This window comes from Stenotrophomonas sp. GQ19, assembly GCF_059758695.1.
The window spans coordinates 21,049-39,948 of sequence record NZ_JCAXES010000003.1 but is presented as its reverse complement, the minus strand read 5'-3'; the positions used below and the strand labels follow the sequence as shown (position 1 = coordinate 39,948).

The window sequence follows — 18,900 nt, the reverse complement described above, 5'->3', positions numbered from 1 at the left end:
CCACCTCGACATCTCGCATGTGCGTGCGACAATGATCGCTTTCGCGCCGTCGTCGGCGTCCAGTCACTTCCAGGAAAGCAGCGAATGAAGATGGGAATGCGCGGCGCCGCGGCGTCGGTTCTGATTCTGGCGATGGGTGCCACCGGTACCGTGATGTCGCAACAACCGGCCGCGCGTGCGGCCGTCAAGGAGACTTCCGCTTTGAACTCCCAACGGGAAAAGCTCGGCTACGCCATCGGTATCGATGTGGCCAACTCGTTTGCCCCGATCTCCAGCGAGATCGATCTGGCTGCCCTGCGCCGCGGCGTGACCAATGCCTTTGAAGGCAAGCCGCCGCTGATTTCGCAGGACGAGGCGCAGAAGACCGACGCCGCCCTGCGCCAGGCGATGATGGCCAAGAGTGGCCAGCCGGTGCCGGGCGTGGCCCCGGGTACCGCGCCGCCGAAGGTGGACCGCGAGAAGGTGGGCCTGATGCTGGGCACCTACGCCGTGGGTCCGTCGCTGGCACCGCTGAAGGCGGACCTGGACCTGGACGCGCTGTTCGATGCCGTCACCACCACCTTCAACGGTGGCACCGCCAAGATGACCCCGGAGCAGGCCAAGGCCACGCTGGAAGGCTTCATGGCCGGCAAGCAGGCTGAAATGCAGGCCCAAGCGGCTGCCAAGGGCGGTACCAACCGCGCCGAAGGCAACGCGTTCCTGGCCAAGAACAAGACCGTGCCGGGCGTTGTCACCACCGCCTCGGGCCTGCAGTACCAGGTGCTGCGTCCGGGTTCGGGCGAGCGCCCGATGCCGACCAGCAAGGTCCGCGTCAACTATGAAGGCAAGCTGCTGGACGGCACCGTGTTCGACAGCAGCTACGAGCGTGGCCAGCCGATCGAATTCGGCCTGGACCAGGTGATCAAGGGCTGGTCCGAAGGTGTCTCGCTGATGCCGACCGGGTCCAAGTACCGCTTCTGGATCCCGGGCGAGCTGGCCTACGGCGAACAGGGCACGCCGGGCGGTCCGATCGGTCCGAACGCGACGCTGACCTTCGACGTCGAACTGCTCAACGTCCTGCCGTAAGCGAAACTGGAGTCCCCACGGACATGCGTGTAGCGATTTTCGGTACCGGTTACGTCGGTCTGGTCACGGGTACCTGCCTGGCCGATGTCGGCCACCAGGTGGTCTGCGTCGATATCGACCAGGCCAAGGTCGATGGCCTGAACCGTGGCGTCATCCCGATCTACGAACCGGGCCTGGAGCCGATGGTCAAGGCCAATCACGCCGCATCGCGGCTGGCCTTCACCACCGATGCTGCCAGCGCGATCACGCATGGCCAGGTGATTTTCATCGCCGTGGGCACGCCACCGGACGAGGACGGCAGCGCCGACCTGCAGTACGTGCTGGCGGTGGCCCGCACGATCGGCACGCACATGGCCGTGCCGACCGTGGTGGTGAACAAGTCGACCGTGCCGGTAGGCACGGCCGACAAGGTACGTGCCGCCATTGCCGAGGTACTGGCGGCGCGTGGGGTTGAGATCGCGTTCGACGTGGTCTCCAACCCGGAATTCCTGAAGGAGGGCGACGCGGTTGCCGACTGCATGCGGCCGGACCGCATCGTGGTGGGCGCCTCCAACCCCGATTCGGTGGCGCTGATGCGCCGCCTGTACGCACCGTTCAACCGCAACCACGACCGCGTGGTGGAAATGGACGTGCGCTCGGCGGAGCTGACCAAGTACGCCGCCAACGCGATGCTGGCGACCAAGATTTCGTTCATGAACGAAATTGCCAACATCGCCGAGAAGGTCGGTGCCGATATCGAGCAGGTCCGCCAGGGCATCGGCTCGGATCCGCGCATCGGCTGGCACTTCATCTACCCGGGCGCCGGTTACGGCGGCTCGTGTTTCCCCAAGGACGTGCAGGCGTTGGCCCGCACCGCGCAGCAGCATGGCCATGAGCCGAAGCTGTTGAACGCGGTGGAGGCGGTCAACGAAGCGCAGAAGGGGCATCTTTACCAGCTGATCCAGCGCCACTACGACCGTGGCGAGGACGAAGGCGTGCGTGGCAAGACGTTCGCGGTGTGGGGGTTGGCCTTCAAGCCCAACACCGACGACATGCGCGAAGCGTCCAGCCGGCGCCTGCTGGCCCAGTTGTGGGAAGGCGGCGCCACCGTGCGCGCCTACGATCCCGAAGCCACCGACGAAGCGCGCCGCATTTTCGGGCAGCGCGATGACCTGGTGTTCTGCGACAACGCCTACGACGCGCTGGACGGCGCCGATGCGCTGGTCGTGGTGACCGAATGGAAGCAGTTCCGCAGCCCGGATTTCGTCCGCCTGCGCGAGATGCTCAACGATGCGGTCGTGTTCGACGGCCGCAACCTGTACGACCCGCAGGAGATCGAAGCCGCGGGCCTGGCCTACTACGGCATTGGCCGGGGACGTTCGCTGCATGCATGATTCAACCCCCACACCGCGTGAGCAGGCGCTGGAAGCGCGCCTGATCGAGCTGGAAATGCGCGTGTCCTTCCAGGAACAGGCCTTGGCCGAGCTCAGTGAAGCACTGGCCGATGCACGCATCGAAGGCAGCCGCAACGCCGACCTGACCCGCCTGCTGCTGGAGGACCTGGGCAAGGTCCGCAACGCGCTGTATTCCGATTCGGGCGAAGAACCGCCGCCCCCGCACTACTGATCGATTCCACGTCATGAGCGATACACTCCGCGACCAGCTGCTGGGCCTTGGTTTCAAATCCGCGCCCAAGCCAGAACGCAAACCCGACGCCCGCCGTGACGGCCGGCCGGGCAACAAACCCCACGGTGCGCGTCCCCCGGGCAAGCCCGGCGAAGCGCGCCCGCCGCGTGAGGGTGCCCCGGGGCGTCCGCCGCGCGAGGGCGATGCCGCGCGCCGCGCGCCGCACGGCAAGGGCCGCCCGGGTGGTGGCAATCGTCCCGGCCAGGGCCAGAACGCCGGCCAAGGCAAGCCCCGTTCGCGCGAGGACATCGACCTGGCCAAGGCCTACGCGATCCGTGCGCAGAAGGAAAAAGACGACCGCATCGAAGCCGAGCGCCTGAAGCAGGAAGAGGCACGCCTGCGCCGCGAAGCCAAGGCCAAGCTGGACGTGCTGCTGGAAGGCAAGTCGTTGAATGACGCCGGCGCCGAGATTGCCCGCCACTTCAACTACGGTGGCAAAATCAAGCGCGTGTACGTCACCGCCGACCAGCTCAAGGCGCTCAACGCCGGCGAGTTGGGCGTGCTGCAGCAGAACGGCCGCTACTTGCTGGTGACGGCGGCCGTGCTCGACGAGGCCGAAGCGATCTTCGCCCCGTCAGTTGCGCTGCGCGTGGATCCCAACGCCACCGCCGAGGCTGACCCGTACGCCGACCCGGCCTACCAGGTGCCCGACGACCTGGTCTGGTAAGCGGTTGATCGCACGACGAAGAAGGGCGCCGAAAGGCGCCCTTCTTTGGTCCTTCGCCCCGATGCGGGGCAAGCAGAAACTGCTTTGACGCTGTCCAGGCGCAGCCGTCGGTGGATCGGGCGCTGGGCCCCCATGCCCTTTCCGGCGAATGTCCCCCGGCGTCGGCCTGCGGCCGCCCCCTCCTCCTTTATTTCGCCTCCAAGGGCATGGGGGCCCAGCGCCCGACCCACCGACAGCGCCAGAAAAGCCTGGCTTCCCCTCCTTACCGCAAGCCGAGCTCCGTAGCGGCCGGTAGGCTCCTGGGCAAAATAAAGGAGGAGGCCGCCATGCGCGGCCGGGGGACATTTGCGCCAGGGGCCTACCGGTTGCTACGGGGCCCTCACGCTCGCGACCGGTCCGATCGGAGACGCCAGCCGATCCAAACCGCGCCTGCACACCCGGCCACCCGCGTAGCGTCGTGCTGACTCTGCGACGGCCCTCGCAGCAAAACCCTCCCCTTGGTTGGAAGAAGAACTCTCTTTTTTAGGGCGCAAGGCCCATCGTGCCGAGCGGGGGTTACTCCGTGATCTGCCCGGCCACTTCCTGCCCGGCCTGCCAGACCGCGCCGATGCGCTGGGTGTTGGCGATGTCGGTGAGCGGGTCGGCGTCCAGCACCAGCAGGTCGGCGCGCTTGCCGGCGGCGATCCGGCCACGGTCGGCCAGGCCCAGCAGGTCTGCCGCCTGTGACGTGGCCACCTGCAGTGCCTGTGCCGGGCTCAGCCCGGCCTGCACCAGCAGCTGCAGCTCGCGGTGCTCGGCAACGCCGATCACCCGGTGCGGCATCGCACCGGCGTCGGTGCCGAAACCCAGCTTGACCCCGGCCGCATGCAGGCGGCGCACGTTGTCCAGGTTGGTCGCCACCGCCTCGCGCGTGGCCGGAATGCCGCTGCCGGCCAGTTGCGCGCGCTGCCATTCCGGCTGCGACCAGCGCGCCAGCACGTCGCGGTGCAGCGCCTGGCGCAGGAACGGCTGGTGCAGCGCCTGCGGGTGTTCGGCATACCAGTAGTTGGCCTCGTCGATGGCCACCGTCGGGATGTACCACGTGCCCTGGTCGCGCATTTTCCTCGCCAGCATCGGATCGACTGCACGGTCACGGATGCCGTGGGCGAGGATGTCGACCCGGGCATCGACCAGGTCGCGGGCCTGGTCAAGGTCGTGGATGTGTGCGGCCACGGTGAGCCCGCGTGCGTGCGCTTCGGCGATGGCGGCGCGGTACACCTCCGGGGTCATCATCGGGCGCTTGCCGCCGAGGTCGTCCACCCACAACTTGATCAGGTCCACACCGTCAGCATGCTGGGTGGCGACCGCCGCGCGCGCCTGTTCGGCGGTGCGCGGGCGTGCCACCGGATCGTGGCGCAGACCCATGCTGTCAGCCGGCGGTGCGCCATCGGGCGCGCCGATCCCGCCGCCGGCGCCGTACAGCTGCGCGCCCAGGCGGGGATCGGCGTTCACCTCGGTGCGGAGGGCGAAGAAGTCGGCGCCATTCATGCCCAGCGCGGTGACCGTAGTGATGCCATAGCGCTGGAACTGGCGCAGGTCGCGCACCACGTTGTCGCGCGTGTAGAAGCGGTCGCCGTGCTCCAGCCCCTGCGTGTTGCCCACATGCGCGTGGTCGCTGACCAGTGCAGGCAGCAGCGTCTTGCCGGTGTAATCGACCCGGCGCGCACCGGTGGCGGCCGCGGGCAGGGGCGTGCCGATGTGCACGATGCGGGCGCCGTCGATCAGCACGGGGGTGATGCCGCGGTCGCGCTGGCCATCGAAGACGCGCGCGTTCTCGAACAGGATCGGCTCGGCGGCGGCAGGCAGGGCGACGGCGGCGAGCAGCAGTGCCCACAGGCGGGTCGGTCGCATCGGCGGCTCCAGTCTTGGTGAGGGGTGAGCCTACCTTATCGGCGTGGTCGGGTTGGGGGGCGCGGGGGTTGCCGGCCAGCGGCCGGCACTACCGGGTTCGGGGTGCGTGGTTGCTGGGCACCACCCTCATCTGCGCGGGCGGGCGCGGAGCAGGGGCAGGCTGATGGCGAAGAAGCACAGCAGGGCGCCGGCGAGCGCGAAGCCGCTGCCCGCCAGGAAGGCGGTGCGGCCCTGGTCGATGCCCCACAGCTGGCCGGCGATCAGGGCGCCCAGCACGCCGCCCACGCCGGAGGAGAAGCCATACAGCAGGCCCTGGCCGTGGCCGTTGAGGCGGCCGGGGAAATAGGTGGCCAGCATCTGCATCGCGGCTGCGAAGAACGCGGCAAACCCCAGGGCGTGCGCGGTCTGTGCCATCAGCATCACCGGCAGGTTCTCCGGGAACAGCGCGGTGATCGCCCAGCGCACGGTGGAACTGAGCAGGGCAATCAGCAGCATCCAGCTGGCGTCATAGCGGCGGAAGAAGCGGCCGATGGTGAAGAACACGCCCACTTCGAATACCACCCCGACGGTCCACAGCAGCCCCAGCGTGGAGGTGGCATAGCCGTGGTGGTCCATGTAGACCGAGAAGAACGTGTAGTACGGACCAAACGACAGCTGTTCCATGAACGCGGCCAGGAAGAAGGCCAGCACCTGCGGCTTGCGCACGATCTGCCAGAAGCCGGTCGCGTCGCCGTCGCTGCGCTGCAGGTTGCGCGCGTAGTGGTTGGCAAACCCCGAGGCGGTCAGCAGGCCGAACAGCGGCAGCATCAGCCACGGCAGCAGGTGCGCGTTGCCGGCGCCGCCGTGGCCTTCGATGATCCAGCCAAACAGCATCACCACAGCGATGAAACCCAGCGAGCCCCAAACGCGGATCAACCCGTAGCGATGGCTGTCGCTGCCCAGGTGGGTCAACGTGATCGATTCGAACTGCGGCATCACCGCGTTGTAGAAGAAGCAGAACGCGACCATCGCCGGGTACAGCCACGGTTGCGGCAGCGGCAGCAGGAACGCGCAGAACGTGAGCAGCGTCAGCACGCAGCCCAAGCGCAGCCAGAAAATCGGGCGCGGCGAGGCGGCGGCGAGCGAGGTCCACGTGGTGGGCGCGACGATGCGGGTGGCGTACCAGATGCCCATCATCACGCTGATCGCGGTGACGCTCATCCCGCGGGAGGTCAGGAACAACGACCAGTACGGGGTGAACGCGCCGAGCGCGGCGTAGTAGACCAGGTAGAACGAAGAGAGGCGGACGACCGGTACGGCGTCGCGGGTGGGGGCGGTCATGCGGGATCTCGATGGGCGCGCACCCATCAACGGTGGGTACCAACCGGTGGATTATGCCGGTGTCACCCGACCGTTGGTCGGGCGAACATCCCACCGACCCGCCACGACGCGGTGTCACCCGACCGTTGGTCGGGTGACACCCTCACTCCGGATCGTAATCCAGGTTCGAGGCCAGCCAGCGCTCGGCCTGCACGCGGTCCACGCCCTTGCGCTTGGCGTAGTCGCTCACCTGCTCGCGCGACACCCGCCCCACCACGAAATACTGGCTCTGCGGATGGCTGAAGTAATAGCCGGATACGGCGGCCGTCGGCAACATCGCAAAGCTCTCGGTGAGCTGCATGTCGGCGTTGCGCTCGGCGTCCAGCAGCCGGAACAGCGTGGCCTTTTCGCTGTGCTCGGGGCAGGCCGGGTAGCCCGGGGCCGGGCGGATGCCGCTGTACTTCTCGGCGATCAACGCTTCGTTGTCCAGCTGTTCGTCGGGCTGGTAGCCCCAGTAGTCGGTGCGCACGTGCTGGTGCAGGCGCTCAGCCAGCGCTTCGGCGAAGCGGTCGGCCAGCGCCTTGTGCAGGATGGCGTTGTAGTCGTCGTGGTCGGCCTCGAAACGGGCCACGTGCGCGTCGATGCCGATCCCGGCGGTCACCGCGAACGCGCCGATCCAGTCCTGCTTGCCGCTGTCGGCCGGGGCGATGAAATCGGCCAGGCAGAAATCCGGCCGTTCCACCGGCTTGTCGACCTGCTGGCGCAGGAAGTGCAGTACCGCCGGGCCGTCGTCGGTGCGCAGGTGCACGTCGTCGCCGACGCTGTTGGCCGGCCACAGCCCGAACACCGCCTTGGCGGTCAGCCATTTTTCGCTGACGATGCGGTCGAGCATCGCGCGCGCGTCGCGGTACAGCTCGGTGGCCTGCGTGCCCACGATCTCATCGGTGAGGATGGCCGGGTACTTGCCGGCCAGTTCCCAGGCCTGGAAGAACGGCGTCCAGTCGATCACCCCGACCAGGTCGGCCAGGGGGTAGTCGTGCAGCACGTGCAGGCCCGGCTTGCGCGGCGTGGGCGGGCTGTAGGCGGCCCAGTCGCCGCTGAAGCGCTGCGCACGCGCCTTGGCCAGCGTTACCAGGCGCTTGGCGTCGCCGCGGTTGCGGTGGCGCTGGCGGATGTCAGCGTAGTCGGCCTCGTTGGCGGCCACGAAGGCCTCGCGCAGCTCGCTGGAAATCAGCGACTGGGCCACGCCGACCGCACGCGAGGCATCCTTCACCCAGACCGTGGGCGCCTTGTAGTGGGGGTCGATCTTCAGCGCGGTGTGCGCGCGCGAGGTAGTCGCGCCGCCGATCATCAGCGGCATCGTGAAGCCCTGCCGCTCCATCTCGCGGGCGACGTGGCTCATTTCCTCCAGCGACGGCGTGATCAGGCCGGACAGGCCGATGATGTCGGCATTCTCGGCGCGCGCGGCGTCGAGGATCTTCTGCGCCGGCACCATCACGCCCAGGTCGACCACCTCGAAGTTGTTGCAGGCCAGGACCACGCCGACGATGTTCTTGCCGATGTCGTGCACGTCGCCCTTGACCGTGGCCATGATGATCTTGCCGTTGCTCTTGGCGGTGTCGCCGCTGCGTGCCTTCTCCGCTTCGATGTAGGGCAGCAGGTAGGCCACCGCCTTCTTCATCACGCGTGCGGATTTGACCACCTGCGGCAGGAACATCTTGCCGGCGCCGAACAGGTCGCCCACGATGTTCATGCCGTCCATCAACGGCCCTTCGATCACGTCCAGCGGGCGGCTGGAACGGGCGCGGGCTTCTTCGGTATCGGCCTCCACCCAGGCGTCCAGACCGTGCACCAGCGCATGCGCCAGGCGCGCGTCGATCGGCTTCTCGCGCCAGGCCAGGTCCTCGCCCTTGACCTCGCCTTTCTTGCCCTTGTAGCGCTCGGCGATCTCCAGCAGGCGCTCGGTGCCGTCGCGGCGGCGGTTGAGGATCACGTCCTCCACGCGCTCGCGCAGCTCCGGGTCCAGCTCGTCGTAGATCGGCATGGCGCCGGCGTTGACGATGCCCATGTCCATGCCGGCGGCGATGGCGTGGTACAGGAACACCGCATGGATCGCCTGGCGCACGCTTTCGTTGCCGCGGAAGGAGAACGACACGTTGGAGACGCCGCCGGAGACATGGCAGTGCGGCAGGGTGCGCTTGATGATGCGGGTGGCTTCGATGAAGTCGACCGCGTAGTTGTCGTGTTCCTCGATGCCGGTGGCGACGGCGAAGATGTTCGGATCGAAGATGATGTCCTGCGGCGGGAAGCCCACCTCGTCCACCAGGATGCGGTAGGCGCGGGTGCAGATCTCCACCTTGCGCGCGCAGGTATCGGCCTGACCGTCCTCGTCGAAGGCCATCACCACCGCGGCGGCGCCATAGCGCAGTACCTTGCGCGCGTGCTCGATGAACTGCGCCTCGCCTTCCTTGAGCGAGATCGAATTGACCACGCTCTTGCCCTGCAGGCACTTCAGCCCGGCCTCGATCACGCTCCATTTGGAGGAATCGACCATCACCGGGATCCGCGCGATGTCCGGCTCGGACATGATCAGGTTGAGGTAGCGCGTCATCGCCTTTTCGGAATCGATGAGGCCCTCGTCCATGTTCACATCGAGGATCTGCGCGCCGTTGGCCACCTGCTGGCGCGCCACGTCCACCGCCTCTTCGTAGCGCTCCTCCTTGACCAGCTTGCGGAACTGCGCGCTGCCGGTGACGTTGGTGCGTTCGCCGATGTTGACGAACAGCAGGTCCGGCGTGATCACCAGCGGCTCGAGGCCGGACAGGCGGGTGGGGCGGGGAGTCGTCATGGGCGGGCGGGCACGTGCTGGCGGGGGAGGGTCAACGACAACGGGAGGCGGATGCGCTCACGCGGCATCCTCCAGGGCGGGGCCGGGCAGGGCGCGCGGCGGCAGGTCGGCCACCGCCTCGGCGATGGCCCGGATGTGCGCGGGGGTGGTGCCGCAGCAGCCCCCCACCAGGTTGAGCAGGCCGGCGCTGGCGAATTCGCGCAGGGTGCCGGCCATTTCCTCGGGGGTCTCGTCGTACTCGCCGAACGCGTTGGGCAGGCCGGCGTTGGGATGCGCGCTGACCAGGCAGTCGGCCACGATCGACAGGGTTTCCACGTGCGGGCGCATGTCGTCGGCACCCAGCGCGCAGTTCAGTCCGACCGACAGCGGTCGGCTGTGCGCGACCGAGGCATAGAACGCCTCGGCGGTCTGCCCGGACAGGGTGCGCCCGGATGCATCGGTGATGGTGCCGGAGATCATGATCGGCAGGCGCGCGCCCCGGTCGTCGAACGCTTCTTCGATGGCGTACAGGGCGGCCTTGGCATTGAGCGTGTCGAAGATGGTTTCCACCATCAGCGTGTCGGCGCCGCCGTCGATCAGCCCGTCGATGGCTTCGCGGTAGGTCTCGCGCAGCGCGTCGAAGCTGGTGTTGCGGAACCCGGGATCATTCACGTCCGGGCTGATCGAAGCGGTGCGGCTGGTGGGACCCAGCACGCCGATCACGAAGCGCGGCTTGTCCGGGGTGGTCGCCGCGACCGCGTCGCAGCACGCACGGGCGACGGCGGCGCCGGCCTTGTTGAGCTCGTAGACCAGGTGCTCCAGGTGGTAGTCGGCCTGGCTGACCGAGGTGGCATTGAAGGTGTTGGTCTCCACAAGGTCCGCGCCCGCTTCCAGGTAGGCGGTGTGGATGCCGGCGATCACTTCCGGCTTGCTGAGCAGCAGCAGGTCGTTGTTGCCCTTCAGGTCGTGGCCTTCGGGTGCGGCGTGGTCGCAGCCGGCGCCATGGATATGCGCCACGTGGGCGCTGTCGTAGCCGTCGACGAAGCGCGCGCCCCGGTAGTCGTCTTCCTGCAGCCCGTGGCGCTGGATCATCGTGCCCATCGCGCCGTCGATGATCAGGATGCGCCGGGCAAGCGCTTCCTGCAGGGCGTGGACGCGATCGGGGTGCAACCAGGGCAGGGACGACATGGCGGGCCTCAGGGTTTGGTGGCGATCAGCGAGATGACTTCGAAATGCGGCGGGCGCTTCTCGCGGGTCACCGTTTCCAGGTTGGAGACCACCAGCCCGGCCTTCTCGGCGAACTTGCGCAGTTCCTTGTCCGAGAAGCCCAGGTTGACGTGGCCGTACGCATCCACGGCGGCCTTGTGCTCGTGGCGGGCCAGGCTGCACAGCAGCAGGCGCCCGCCCGAGCGCAGCACGCGCGCGCCTTCGGCCACGGCCTGGGCCGGCTTGGCGGCATAGGTGAGGGCATGCATCAGCACCACCAGGTCGAAGCTGCGGTCCTTGAACGGCAGGGCGTGCATGTCGCCTTCGCGCACTTCCACGTTGGCCAGGCGGCGCAGGCGCTCGCTGGCGGCGGCGACCACGCGCGCACTGGTGTCGATGCACACGTAGCGTTTGGCGTGCGGGGCGACCAGCTCGGCCAGCACGCCGTCGCCGGAGGCGATGTCGAGCACGTCGCCGGTTTCCAGCAGCGGCAGCGCGGTGCGCGCCAGCGCCTCCCAGGTGCGGCCGGGCGAGTAATGGCGCTCCATGTCGCCGGCGACGCTGTCGGCCCAGTTCTGGTCGGCAGCGCGGCTGGCCAGCACCGAGGCCACCCGTTCAGCGTCCTGGCGCAGCAGCGGGTCGTCGCTGCCGGTGCTGAGCGCATGCCACAATGCACGCTGCGCGGGGTCCAGCGCGGCGTCGTCGAAGCGGTAGTAAGCCGACACGCCGGCCCGGCGGTCGCGCACCAGGCCGGCTTCCTTGAGCCGGGCCAGGTGGGTGGACACGCGTGGCTGGGCCAGCGTGGTGATGGCCGAGAGCTCGGCCACGGTGAGTTCTTCCTGCTCCAGCAGTGCCAGCAGGCGTACGCGGGTGGCGTCGGCGAACACTTTCAGCCGGATCGACCAGTCCTCAAGATCCATAAATATCTACCTATCGCGATATAGAGATATTTTCGTCCCTGGACCGGGTGGGGTCAAGTCAGCCGGTATTGCCTGCCCCCCGGTACAATCGCCGCACCTGGACGCGCGTTGCGCGGCCATAAAACAACCATGTTCCCGGGAGGGTGTTGTGGATTTCAGTTTTACCGAAGAGCAGCTGATGCTGCAGGACGTTGCGCGCCGGATCGCGCAGGAAAAGATCGCGCCGAGCGCCGAACATCACGACCGTACCGGCGAATTCCCGCTGGACAACATCCGCCTGCTGGGTGAAAACGGCCTGATGGGCATCGAAGTGCCGGCCGAATACGGCGGCGCGGGCATGGACCCGATTGCCTACGTGCTGGCGATGGTGGAGGTCGCCGCCGGTGACGCTGCGCATTCGACCATCATGTCGGTCAACAACTCGCTGTTCTGCAACGGCATCCTGACCCACGGCAGCGAAGCGCAGAAGCAGAAGTACGTGCGCGCCATCGCCGAGGGTGAGGCCATCGGCGCGTTCGCGCTGACCGAGCCGCAGTCCGGTTCGGACGCCACGGCCATGCGCTGCCGCGCGGTCAAGCAGGCCGACGGTACCTTCGTGATCAACGGCAAGAAGAGCTGGATCACCTCCGGCCCGGTCGCCAAGTACATCGTGCTGTTTGCGATGACCGACCCGGACCAGGGCGCGCGCGGCATCACCGCCTTCATGATCGACACCGACAACGCCGGTTTCCACCGTGGCAAGACCGAGCCGAAGCTCGGCATCCGTGCCTCGGCTACCTGCGAGATCGAGTTCCAGGATTACGTGGCCAGCGCCGACGACGTGCTGGGCAAGGAAGGCGAGGGCTTCAAGATCGCCATGGGCGTGCTCGACGCCGGCCGCATCGGCATCGCCTCGCAGGCCATCGGTATTGCCCGCGCGGCGTATGAAGCGACCCTGGAGTACGTGAAGGACCGCAAGGCCTTCGGTGCGGCCATCGGTACCTTCCAGATGACCCAGGCCAAGATTGCCGACATGAAGTGCAAGCTGGACGCAGCGCTGCTGCTGACCCTGCGCGCGGCATGGGTGAAGGGCCAGGGCAAGCGTTTCAGCAATGAAGCGGCCATCGCCAAGCTGACCGCATCCGAAGCGGCGATGTGGATCACCCATCAGGCCGTGCAGATCCACGGCGGCATGGGTTATTCCAAGGAAATGCCGCTGGAGCGGTACTTCCGTGATGCCAAGATCACCGAGATCTATGAGGGCACCTCGGAGATCCAGCGGCTGGTGATCGCGCGCAACGAGACCGGGCTGCGCTGAGAGTGCGGGGCCACGACCATCGGTCGTGGCCCACCCGGTAGGTGCCGCCCGTTGGTCGGCACGCCGATGAGGCAGAATGTGCGCTCGTTTTTCTGCCGGACATTCCATGCTGATTTACCGAGGCGCAGGTTTCCTGACCCTGCTCACCCCCCTCGCCACGTTGCTGCTGCTGATGTGGCTGTGGCCCGACCCTGCCGTTGCCAAGGGCAATACGTCGCTGACGCAGCTGCTGGTCGGATTCGGCATAGGCGCGGCCATCAATGTGCTGCTGGGTCTGGTGCTCAACCGTGGCCCGCGCGCCCCGGGTGAGCGGGCCCGCCATCATTTCTTCTTCGTGCCGATGCAGTGGCCGTCGCTGGTGATCGTGGTTGCCTGCGCGGCGGTGGCGCTGCTGCGCTGAGCGGTAGTGCCGGCCGCTGGCCGGCAACCAGGCGGTGCATGCAGAACAGGGTAGTGCCGGCCGCTGGCCGGCAACCAGGCGGTGCATGCAGAACAGGGTAGTGCCGGCCGCTGGCCGGCAACCAGGCGGTGCATGCAGAACAGCGTAGTGCCGGCCGCTGGCCGGCAACCAGGCGGTGCATGCAGAACAGCGTAGTGCCGGCCGCTGGCCGGCAACCAGGCGGTGCATGTAGAACAGCGTAGTGCCGGCCGCTGGCCGGCAACCAGGCGGCGCATGCAGAACAGGGTAGCGCCGGCCGCTGGCCGGCAACCAGGCGGTCCATGCATGGCACGTATCTGGAGGAGCCGGCCAGCGGCCGGCACTACCGGATCGAGGCATGCATCTGAACATGCGCCCGCCGATGAAAGGCTGTACCACCTGGCAATGCACCGCCCACAAAAAAGCCCCGGCTCGCGCCGGGGCTTTTCCGTTTCAGGGCGTCACCGCCGGATCAACGATCCGGGCGGTGCGTCGCGTTGGCTTCGCTCTGGCGCTCGACGAACTCCTTGGACGGTTCGTCCAGCTTGTCGCCCAGCATGCGGCGGACCACGATGAAGAACACCGGGATCATCAGCAGGCCCAGGAAGGTGGCGAACACCATGCCGCCGATCACGCCGGTACCGATGGCGTGGCGGGCATTGGCGCCCGCACCGGTGGAAATGGCCATCGGCACCACGCCGAGGATGAAGGCGAAGGAGGTCATCAGGATCGGACGGAAACGCAGGCGGGAGGCCTCGATGGTGGCCTCGCGCAGGGTCTTGCCGGCTGCACGCTGCTCCACCGCGAACTCCACGATCAGGATGGCGTTCTTGGCCGCCAGGCCGATCACGGTGATCAGGCCGATCTTGAAGTACAGATCGTTGGGCAGGCCGCGGGCCAGCGAGAACGCCAGCGCGCCGAGCACGCCCAACGGCACCACCAGCAGCACCGCCACCGGGATCGACCAGCTTTCATACAGCGCGGCCAGGCAGAGGAACACCACCACGATGGACAGCACCAGCAGCAGCGTGGCGGCGTTGCCGGCCAGGATTTCCTGGTAGCTCATACCCGACCAGTCGTAGCCGAAGCCGGCGGGCAGGTCGTCGCTGACGATCCGCTCCATCGCCTGCATCGCCTCACCCGAGCTGCGCCCCGGTGCCTGCGAACCGACGATGTTGACCGCCGAGTAGCCGTTGTAGCGGCTCAGCGACGGCGGTGCGGACACCCACTCGGACTTCACCACGGTGCTCAGCGGAATCATCGCCGGGGTGCCGTCCGCGTTGGTCTGCAGGCTGCTGGGCGTGTAGAAGCTGTTGAGCGACTCGGCGCCGGTACGGTACGGGCCGTCGGCCTGCATGGTCACGCGCTTGATGCGGCCTTCGTAGAAGAAGTCGTTGACGTACACCGGGGCCAGCATCAGCTGGATGGTGCTGTACACGTCCGACACCGACAGCCCCATCGTCTGGGCCTGCACGCGGTCCACATGCAACTGCAGCTGCGGGGCGTTTTCCAGGCCGTTGGGACGCACGCCGGTGAGCAGGTCGCTCTCCTCGGCGGCCTTGCCCAGCAGCACGTTACGCGCCTGCGTCAGCTGTTCATAGCCGGCGCCGCCACGGTCCTGCAGCCACATGTCGAAGCCGCCGAACTGGCCCAGGCCCTGCACGGTAGGCAGGTTGACCACGAAGATCTGCGCTTCCTTGATGCCGTAGAAAGCACCGTTCATGTTCTGGATGAACTCGGGCACGGTCACCTTGCGGTCGGCCCACGGCTTGAGCCGGATGAAGCCCATACCGACGTTTTCACCAGAGCCGACGAAGCTGAAACCGGCCACCTGCAGCATGCCTTCGAAGCCTTCCTGGTCCTTGAGCACGCCACGCATCTGCGCGAAGGCCTGGTTGGTCTGCGACTTGGTCGAGCCCGGGGGCAGCTGTACGATCGCCAGCGCATAGCCCTGGTCTTCCTCGGGCAGGAAGCTGCCCGGCATGCGGGTGAACAGGAAGCCGCACAGCACGGTGAGCACCACGAACAGGATCATCCAGCGCGGCGCATGGCGCACCGCCGAGGTGATGTGGCCCACGTAGGTGCCACTGATCTTGTCGTAGTACTTGTTGAAGGTGCGGTAGACGACGTTGGGCTTGTCGGAGTGGGTCGGCTTGAGGAAGGTCGCGCACAGGGCCGGGGTGAAGCCCAGCGCCAGGAACGCGGAGAAGCCCATCGCGATGGCGATGGTCAGCGCGAACTGCTTGTAGATCTCACCGGCCGCACCGCCCTGCAGCGCCGACGGAATGAACACTGCCGCCAGCACCACGGTGATGGCCACCACCGCGCCGGTGATCTGGGTCATGGCCTTCTGGGTGGCGGCCTTGGGCGGCAGCTTCTCCTCGGTCATGATGCGTTCGACGTTCTCGATCACCACGATAGCGTCATCGACCACGATGCCGATCGCCAGCACCATCGCAAACAGCGTCAGCTGGTTGATGGTGAAGCCGATGACGCTCATGCCCAGGAAGGTGCCGAGCAGGGCCACCGGGATGACCAGCGTGGGGATCAGGGTGGCGCGGAAGTTCTGCAGGAAGATCAGCATCACCAGGAACACCAGCACGACCGCTTCGATCAGCGTCTTGACCACTTCTTCGATCGAGATCTTGACGAAGGTGGTGCTGTCGTACGGCGAGAACCAGCTGACACCGGCCGGGAAGCTCGGCGACAGTTCGTCCATCTTGGCGGTGACCGCGTTGGCCACGTTCAGGGCGTTGGCGCCCGGCAGCAGCTGGATCGCGAAGGCACCGGTCGGCTTGCCGTTGTACTGGGTATCAAAGCCGTAGTTGTTGGCACCGAAGGCAATCCGGGCGATGTCCTTGAGCATCACGCGCGAGCCATCTGCATTGGCGCGCAGGATGATCTGCTCGAACTGCTCGGGCGAGCTGAAGCGGCCTTCGGCCGAGACCGTGGCGGTGAAGTAGTGGCCCTGCGGGGACGGATCCGAGCCCAGCGAACCGGCGGCGAACTGCACGTTCTGGGCCTTGATCGCCGCCAGCACCTGGCTGGCCGACAGGCCGTAGCCCTGCATCTTTTCCGGGTTGAGCCAGATGTTCATGGCGTACTCGGAACCGAACTGCTGGGTGCTGCCGACGCCGGGGATGCGCGAGATCTGGTCGAGCACGCGCGAACCGACGATGTCGTTGAGCGCGTCACGGTCGATCGAGGCGGTGTCGGACTGCAGCGCCACCACCATCAGGAAGCCGGCGTTGGCCTTGGCCACCACCACGCCCTGCTGGGTCACTTCGGTGGGCAGGCGCGGGGTGGCCAGCGACACCTTGTTCTGCACCTGGACCTGGGCGATGTCCGGATCGGTACCGGTCTCGAAGGTCAGGGTGATCGAGGCGCGGCCGTTGGAGGCCGACGACGAACTGAAATACAGCAGGTGATCGATACCGGTCAGCTGCTGCTCGATCACCTGGGTGACCGACTTTTCGGTGGTGTCGGCGCTGGCGCCGGGGTAGGTGGCGCTCACCGTCACCTGGGGAGGTGCGATGCTCGGGTAGGACTCCACGCCCAGACCCAGGATCGAGATCACGCCTGAAAGCGAGATCAGGATCGCGACCACCCAGGCGAATACCGGGTGTTCAATGAAAAATTTAGGCATGACGGAGGGTTCCCGTTATTGCTTGTTCGGTTCGGCAGCCGGAGCGGCGTCGGACGTTTTGGCGGCGGCGTCTGCCGGGGCAGCGGCATCGGGCTTGGCGGCGGCCGGTGCGGCACCCGCAGGCGCAGCACCCGCAGGCGCCTTGCCATTGGCAGCGGCGGCGTCCGGGTTCCACGGGGTGGCCTTGGCCGGGGCGCCTTCCTTGACCTTCTGCACGCCGGCCACGATCACCTGGTCGCCAGCTTCGAGACCGCCGCTGACCAGCCAGTTGGTGCCCTGCTGGCCTTCGCTCTTGACGTTCTTGCGCGCCACCTTGCCGTCCTTGCCGACCACCAGCACGTAGCCGCCGGTGGTATCGCGCTGAAGCGCCTGCAACGGCACCAGGTAGGCGTTGTTGCGCTCACCCAGGGTGGCCTGGAAGCTCACGAAGGCACCCGGCAGCAGGATCTGCTGCGGGTTGGGCAGCACTGCGCGCAGCGACACCGCACCGGTGGTGGGGTCCACGGTGGTCGAGGAGAAGTCCAGCGTGCCCGGCTGGTCGTAGACCGTGCCGTCGGACAACTTGACCTGCACGGTGGACTTGCCGTCCCCGCTCAGCGCCAGCTGGCCCTTGGCCTGCGCGGCGCGCATCTGGGTCAGCTCGTCCACGCTCATCGAGAAGTTCACATACAGCGGGTCCAGCTGGTCCACGGTGGTCAGCAGGGTGACGTCACCCTGGCCCACCAGTGCACCTTCGGTCACCTGCTGCTTGCCGGCGCGGCCACTGATCGGCGCGGTCACCTCGGCATAGCCCAGGTTGATCTTCGCGCTGGTCAGGGCGGCCTGGGCCTGCTGCACGGCGGCAGCGGCGGTACGCTCGGTCGCTTCGGCCGCGTCCAGGTCGGACTTGGACACATACTTCTGCGGGGCCAGCGAACGGGCGCGGTTGGCCGCGGCCTTGGCGTTGGCGTAGGTCGCCTGGGCCGAGGCCAGTTCGGCCTGCGAGGCGTTCAAGGACGCGCGCAGCGGGGCCGGGTCGATCAGGAACAGGACCTGGCCCTGCTTGACGTCGGCGCCTTCCTGGTAGACACGCTTGAGCAGCACGCCGGGCACGCGGGCGCGCACATCGGCGCTGCGGTAGGGCGACAGGCGGCCGACCAGCTCACGCTGCAACGGCAGGGTCTGCGGCTTGGCATCGATCACGCCCACTTCCGGCGGCGGGGGCGTCTGCTGCTCTGGCTTCTTGCAAGCGGTCAGTGCAACAGCAACTGCGCAGGTCAGGGCAAGGCTGCGGAGTGGGGCGATCATCAGGAAAAACTCCGGTGTTGGTTTGAATGCAATGCCGCGGCGGTTTCCGGCGTGGCAAACGCGCGCAGGAAGCTGTCAACGGAGAATTCGGCCCAGCGGCGGCGCTCGGCGGCGTCGGCACGATGGGGGGTATGGAAGCGTTGTTTCTCGAAATCCACGCCGGCGATCATGCTCAATAGCAGTTCGGCCATGAAGTGCGGGTCGTCATGCCTGAGCTGGCCCTGCGCACTGCGCACGGCAAGCCATTCAGCCACGTGAAGAACCAGCGCGCCGGCGCCGTCCCGGTAGAGCGCACGCGCCTCCTGGGGGAACTGGGCGGTATCGGTCGCGATCAGCCGGCGCGCCTGCATCACGTGGGGCTGGTTGCAGTGCTCCAGGTAGTCGGTGGCAAAGCGCAGCAGGCTGCCGCGCAGGTCGCCCTGGTCCAGGCTGTGCAGCCCGGCGGTGGCGCGGCTGACGTGGCGCTGCATCACCCGGCGCAGCAGTTCCTGCTTGCTGCCGTAGCGGCTGTAGAGGGTCTGCTTGGAACACCCGGCCTGCTGGGCCACCGCATCCATGCTGATCTGCATGCCCTGGGTGGCGAACAGGTCGCGCACGGCATCGAACACGCGCTGGTCGCGCGCATCCAGGGTGCTGGCGGCGGGGTGGGGGGGATTCACGCGGTGGACTATACCGTCCAGTTCAGAATTGGAGAAGCCTTGTGTTTGCGCGGG

Annotated in this window: 14 protein-coding genes; 6 read left to right on the top strand and 8 right to left on the bottom strand. The window is 67.3% G+C overall.

Annotation, left to right across the window (positions count from 1 at the left end; all coding sequences use genetic code 11):
• The first annotated feature begins 84 nt into the window (after window positions 1-84).
• The 4 genes from AC6CHL_RS07345 to AC6CHL_RS07330 are packed head-to-tail and all read left to right on the top strand — an operon-like array spanning window position 85 to window position 3,397.
• Window positions 85-1,065, top strand: a complete 981-nt coding sequence (locus AC6CHL_RS07345; RefSeq protein WP_038687603.1) for an FKBP-type peptidyl-prolyl cis-trans isomerase — start codon at window positions 85-87, stop codon at window positions 1,063-1,065.
• A 23-nt stretch (window positions 1,066-1,088) separates the two neighbouring features.
• Entirely contained in the window at window positions 1,089-2,438 is a 1,350-nt protein-coding gene (locus AC6CHL_RS07340) for a UDP-glucose dehydrogenase family protein (RefSeq protein WP_463601284.1), read from the top strand.
• Window positions 2,431-2,670, top strand: coding sequence for a SlyX family protein (locus AC6CHL_RS07335; protein WP_038687608.1), 240 nt, complete (start codon window positions 2,431-2,433; stop codon window positions 2,668-2,670). The genes AC6CHL_RS07340 and AC6CHL_RS07335 overlap by 8 nt, the downstream gene beginning before the upstream one ends.
• Before the next feature lie 13 nt (window positions 2,671-2,683).
• On the top strand, window positions 2,684-3,397 hold the full coding sequence (locus AC6CHL_RS07330; RefSeq protein WP_038687609.1) for a DUF2058 domain-containing protein: 714 nt from the start codon (window positions 2,684-2,686) through the stop codon (window positions 3,395-3,397).
• A gap of 555 nt (window positions 3,398-3,952) precedes the next feature.
• On the opposite strand, the gene AC6CHL_RS07325 is transcribed toward AC6CHL_RS07330, so the two are convergent.
• The 5 genes from AC6CHL_RS07325 to AC6CHL_RS07305 all read right to left on the bottom strand — a co-directional run bounded on the left by AC6CHL_RS07325 (window position 3,953) and on the right by AC6CHL_RS07305 (window position 11,539).
• A complete protein-coding gene (locus AC6CHL_RS07325) occupies window positions 3,953-5,287 on the bottom strand; it encodes an amidohydrolase family protein (RefSeq protein WP_498294040.1) in 1,335 nt (444 codons plus the stop codon).
• A gap of 126 nt (window positions 5,288-5,413) precedes the next feature.
• Window positions 5,414-6,607, bottom strand: coding sequence for an MFS transporter (locus AC6CHL_RS07320; RefSeq protein WP_038687612.1), 1,194 nt, complete (start codon window positions 6,605-6,607; stop codon window positions 5,414-5,416).
• Between the two features lie 142 nt (window positions 6,608-6,749).
• Window positions 6,750-9,434 (bottom strand): methionine synthase, encoded by a 2,685-nt coding sequence (gene metH, locus AC6CHL_RS07315; RefSeq protein ID WP_498294038.1) that lies wholly within the window; start codon window positions 9,432-9,434, stop codon window positions 6,750-6,752.
• A gap of 57 nt (window positions 9,435-9,491) precedes the next feature.
• Entirely contained in the window at window positions 9,492-10,601 is a 1,110-nt protein-coding gene (locus tag AC6CHL_RS07310; protein ID WP_051598779.1) for a homocysteine S-methyltransferase family protein, read from the bottom strand.
• An 8-nt stretch (window positions 10,602-10,609) separates the two neighbouring features.
• Window positions 10,610-11,539 carry an ArsR/SmtB family transcription factor gene (locus AC6CHL_RS07305; RefSeq protein WP_038687616.1) on the bottom strand — a complete coding sequence of 310 codons (930 nt, stop codon included), beginning with the start codon at window positions 11,537-11,539 and terminating at the stop codon, window positions 10,610-10,612.
• Between the two features lie 148 nt (window positions 11,540-11,687).
• On the opposite strand from AC6CHL_RS07305, the gene AC6CHL_RS07300 reads away from it, so the two are divergent.
• Window positions 11,688-12,836, top strand: a complete 1,149-nt coding sequence (locus AC6CHL_RS07300) for an acyl-CoA dehydrogenase family protein (protein ID WP_038687618.1) — start codon at window positions 11,688-11,690, stop codon at window positions 12,834-12,836.
• Window positions 12,837-12,942: 106 nt separating this feature from the next.
• Entirely contained in the window at window positions 12,943-13,236 is a 294-nt protein-coding gene (locus tag AC6CHL_RS07295) for a hypothetical protein (RefSeq protein ID WP_498294036.1), read from the top strand.
• 490 nt (window positions 13,237-13,726) lie between these two features.
• Here AC6CHL_RS07295 and AC6CHL_RS07290 read toward each other — a convergent pair whose 3' ends face one another.
• The 3 genes from AC6CHL_RS07290 to AC6CHL_RS07280 are packed head-to-tail and all read right to left on the bottom strand — an operon-like array spanning window position 13,727 to window position 18,846.
• Entirely contained in the window at window positions 13,727-16,900 is a 3,174-nt protein-coding gene (locus tag AC6CHL_RS07290) for a multidrug efflux RND transporter permease subunit (protein ID WP_038687622.1), read from the bottom strand.
• A gap of 15 nt (window positions 16,901-16,915) precedes the next feature.
• Window positions 16,916-18,187, bottom strand: a complete 1,272-nt coding sequence (locus AC6CHL_RS07285; protein ID WP_038687624.1) for an efflux RND transporter periplasmic adaptor subunit — start codon at window positions 18,185-18,187, stop codon at window positions 16,916-16,918.
• A complete protein-coding gene (locus tag AC6CHL_RS07280) occupies window positions 18,187-18,846 on the bottom strand; it encodes a TetR/AcrR family transcriptional regulator (protein ID WP_498294034.1) in 660 nt (219 codons plus the stop codon). Before AC6CHL_RS07280 ends, AC6CHL_RS07285 begins: the two co-directional genes overlap by 1 nt.
• Window positions 18,847-18,900 lie beyond the last annotated feature (54 nt).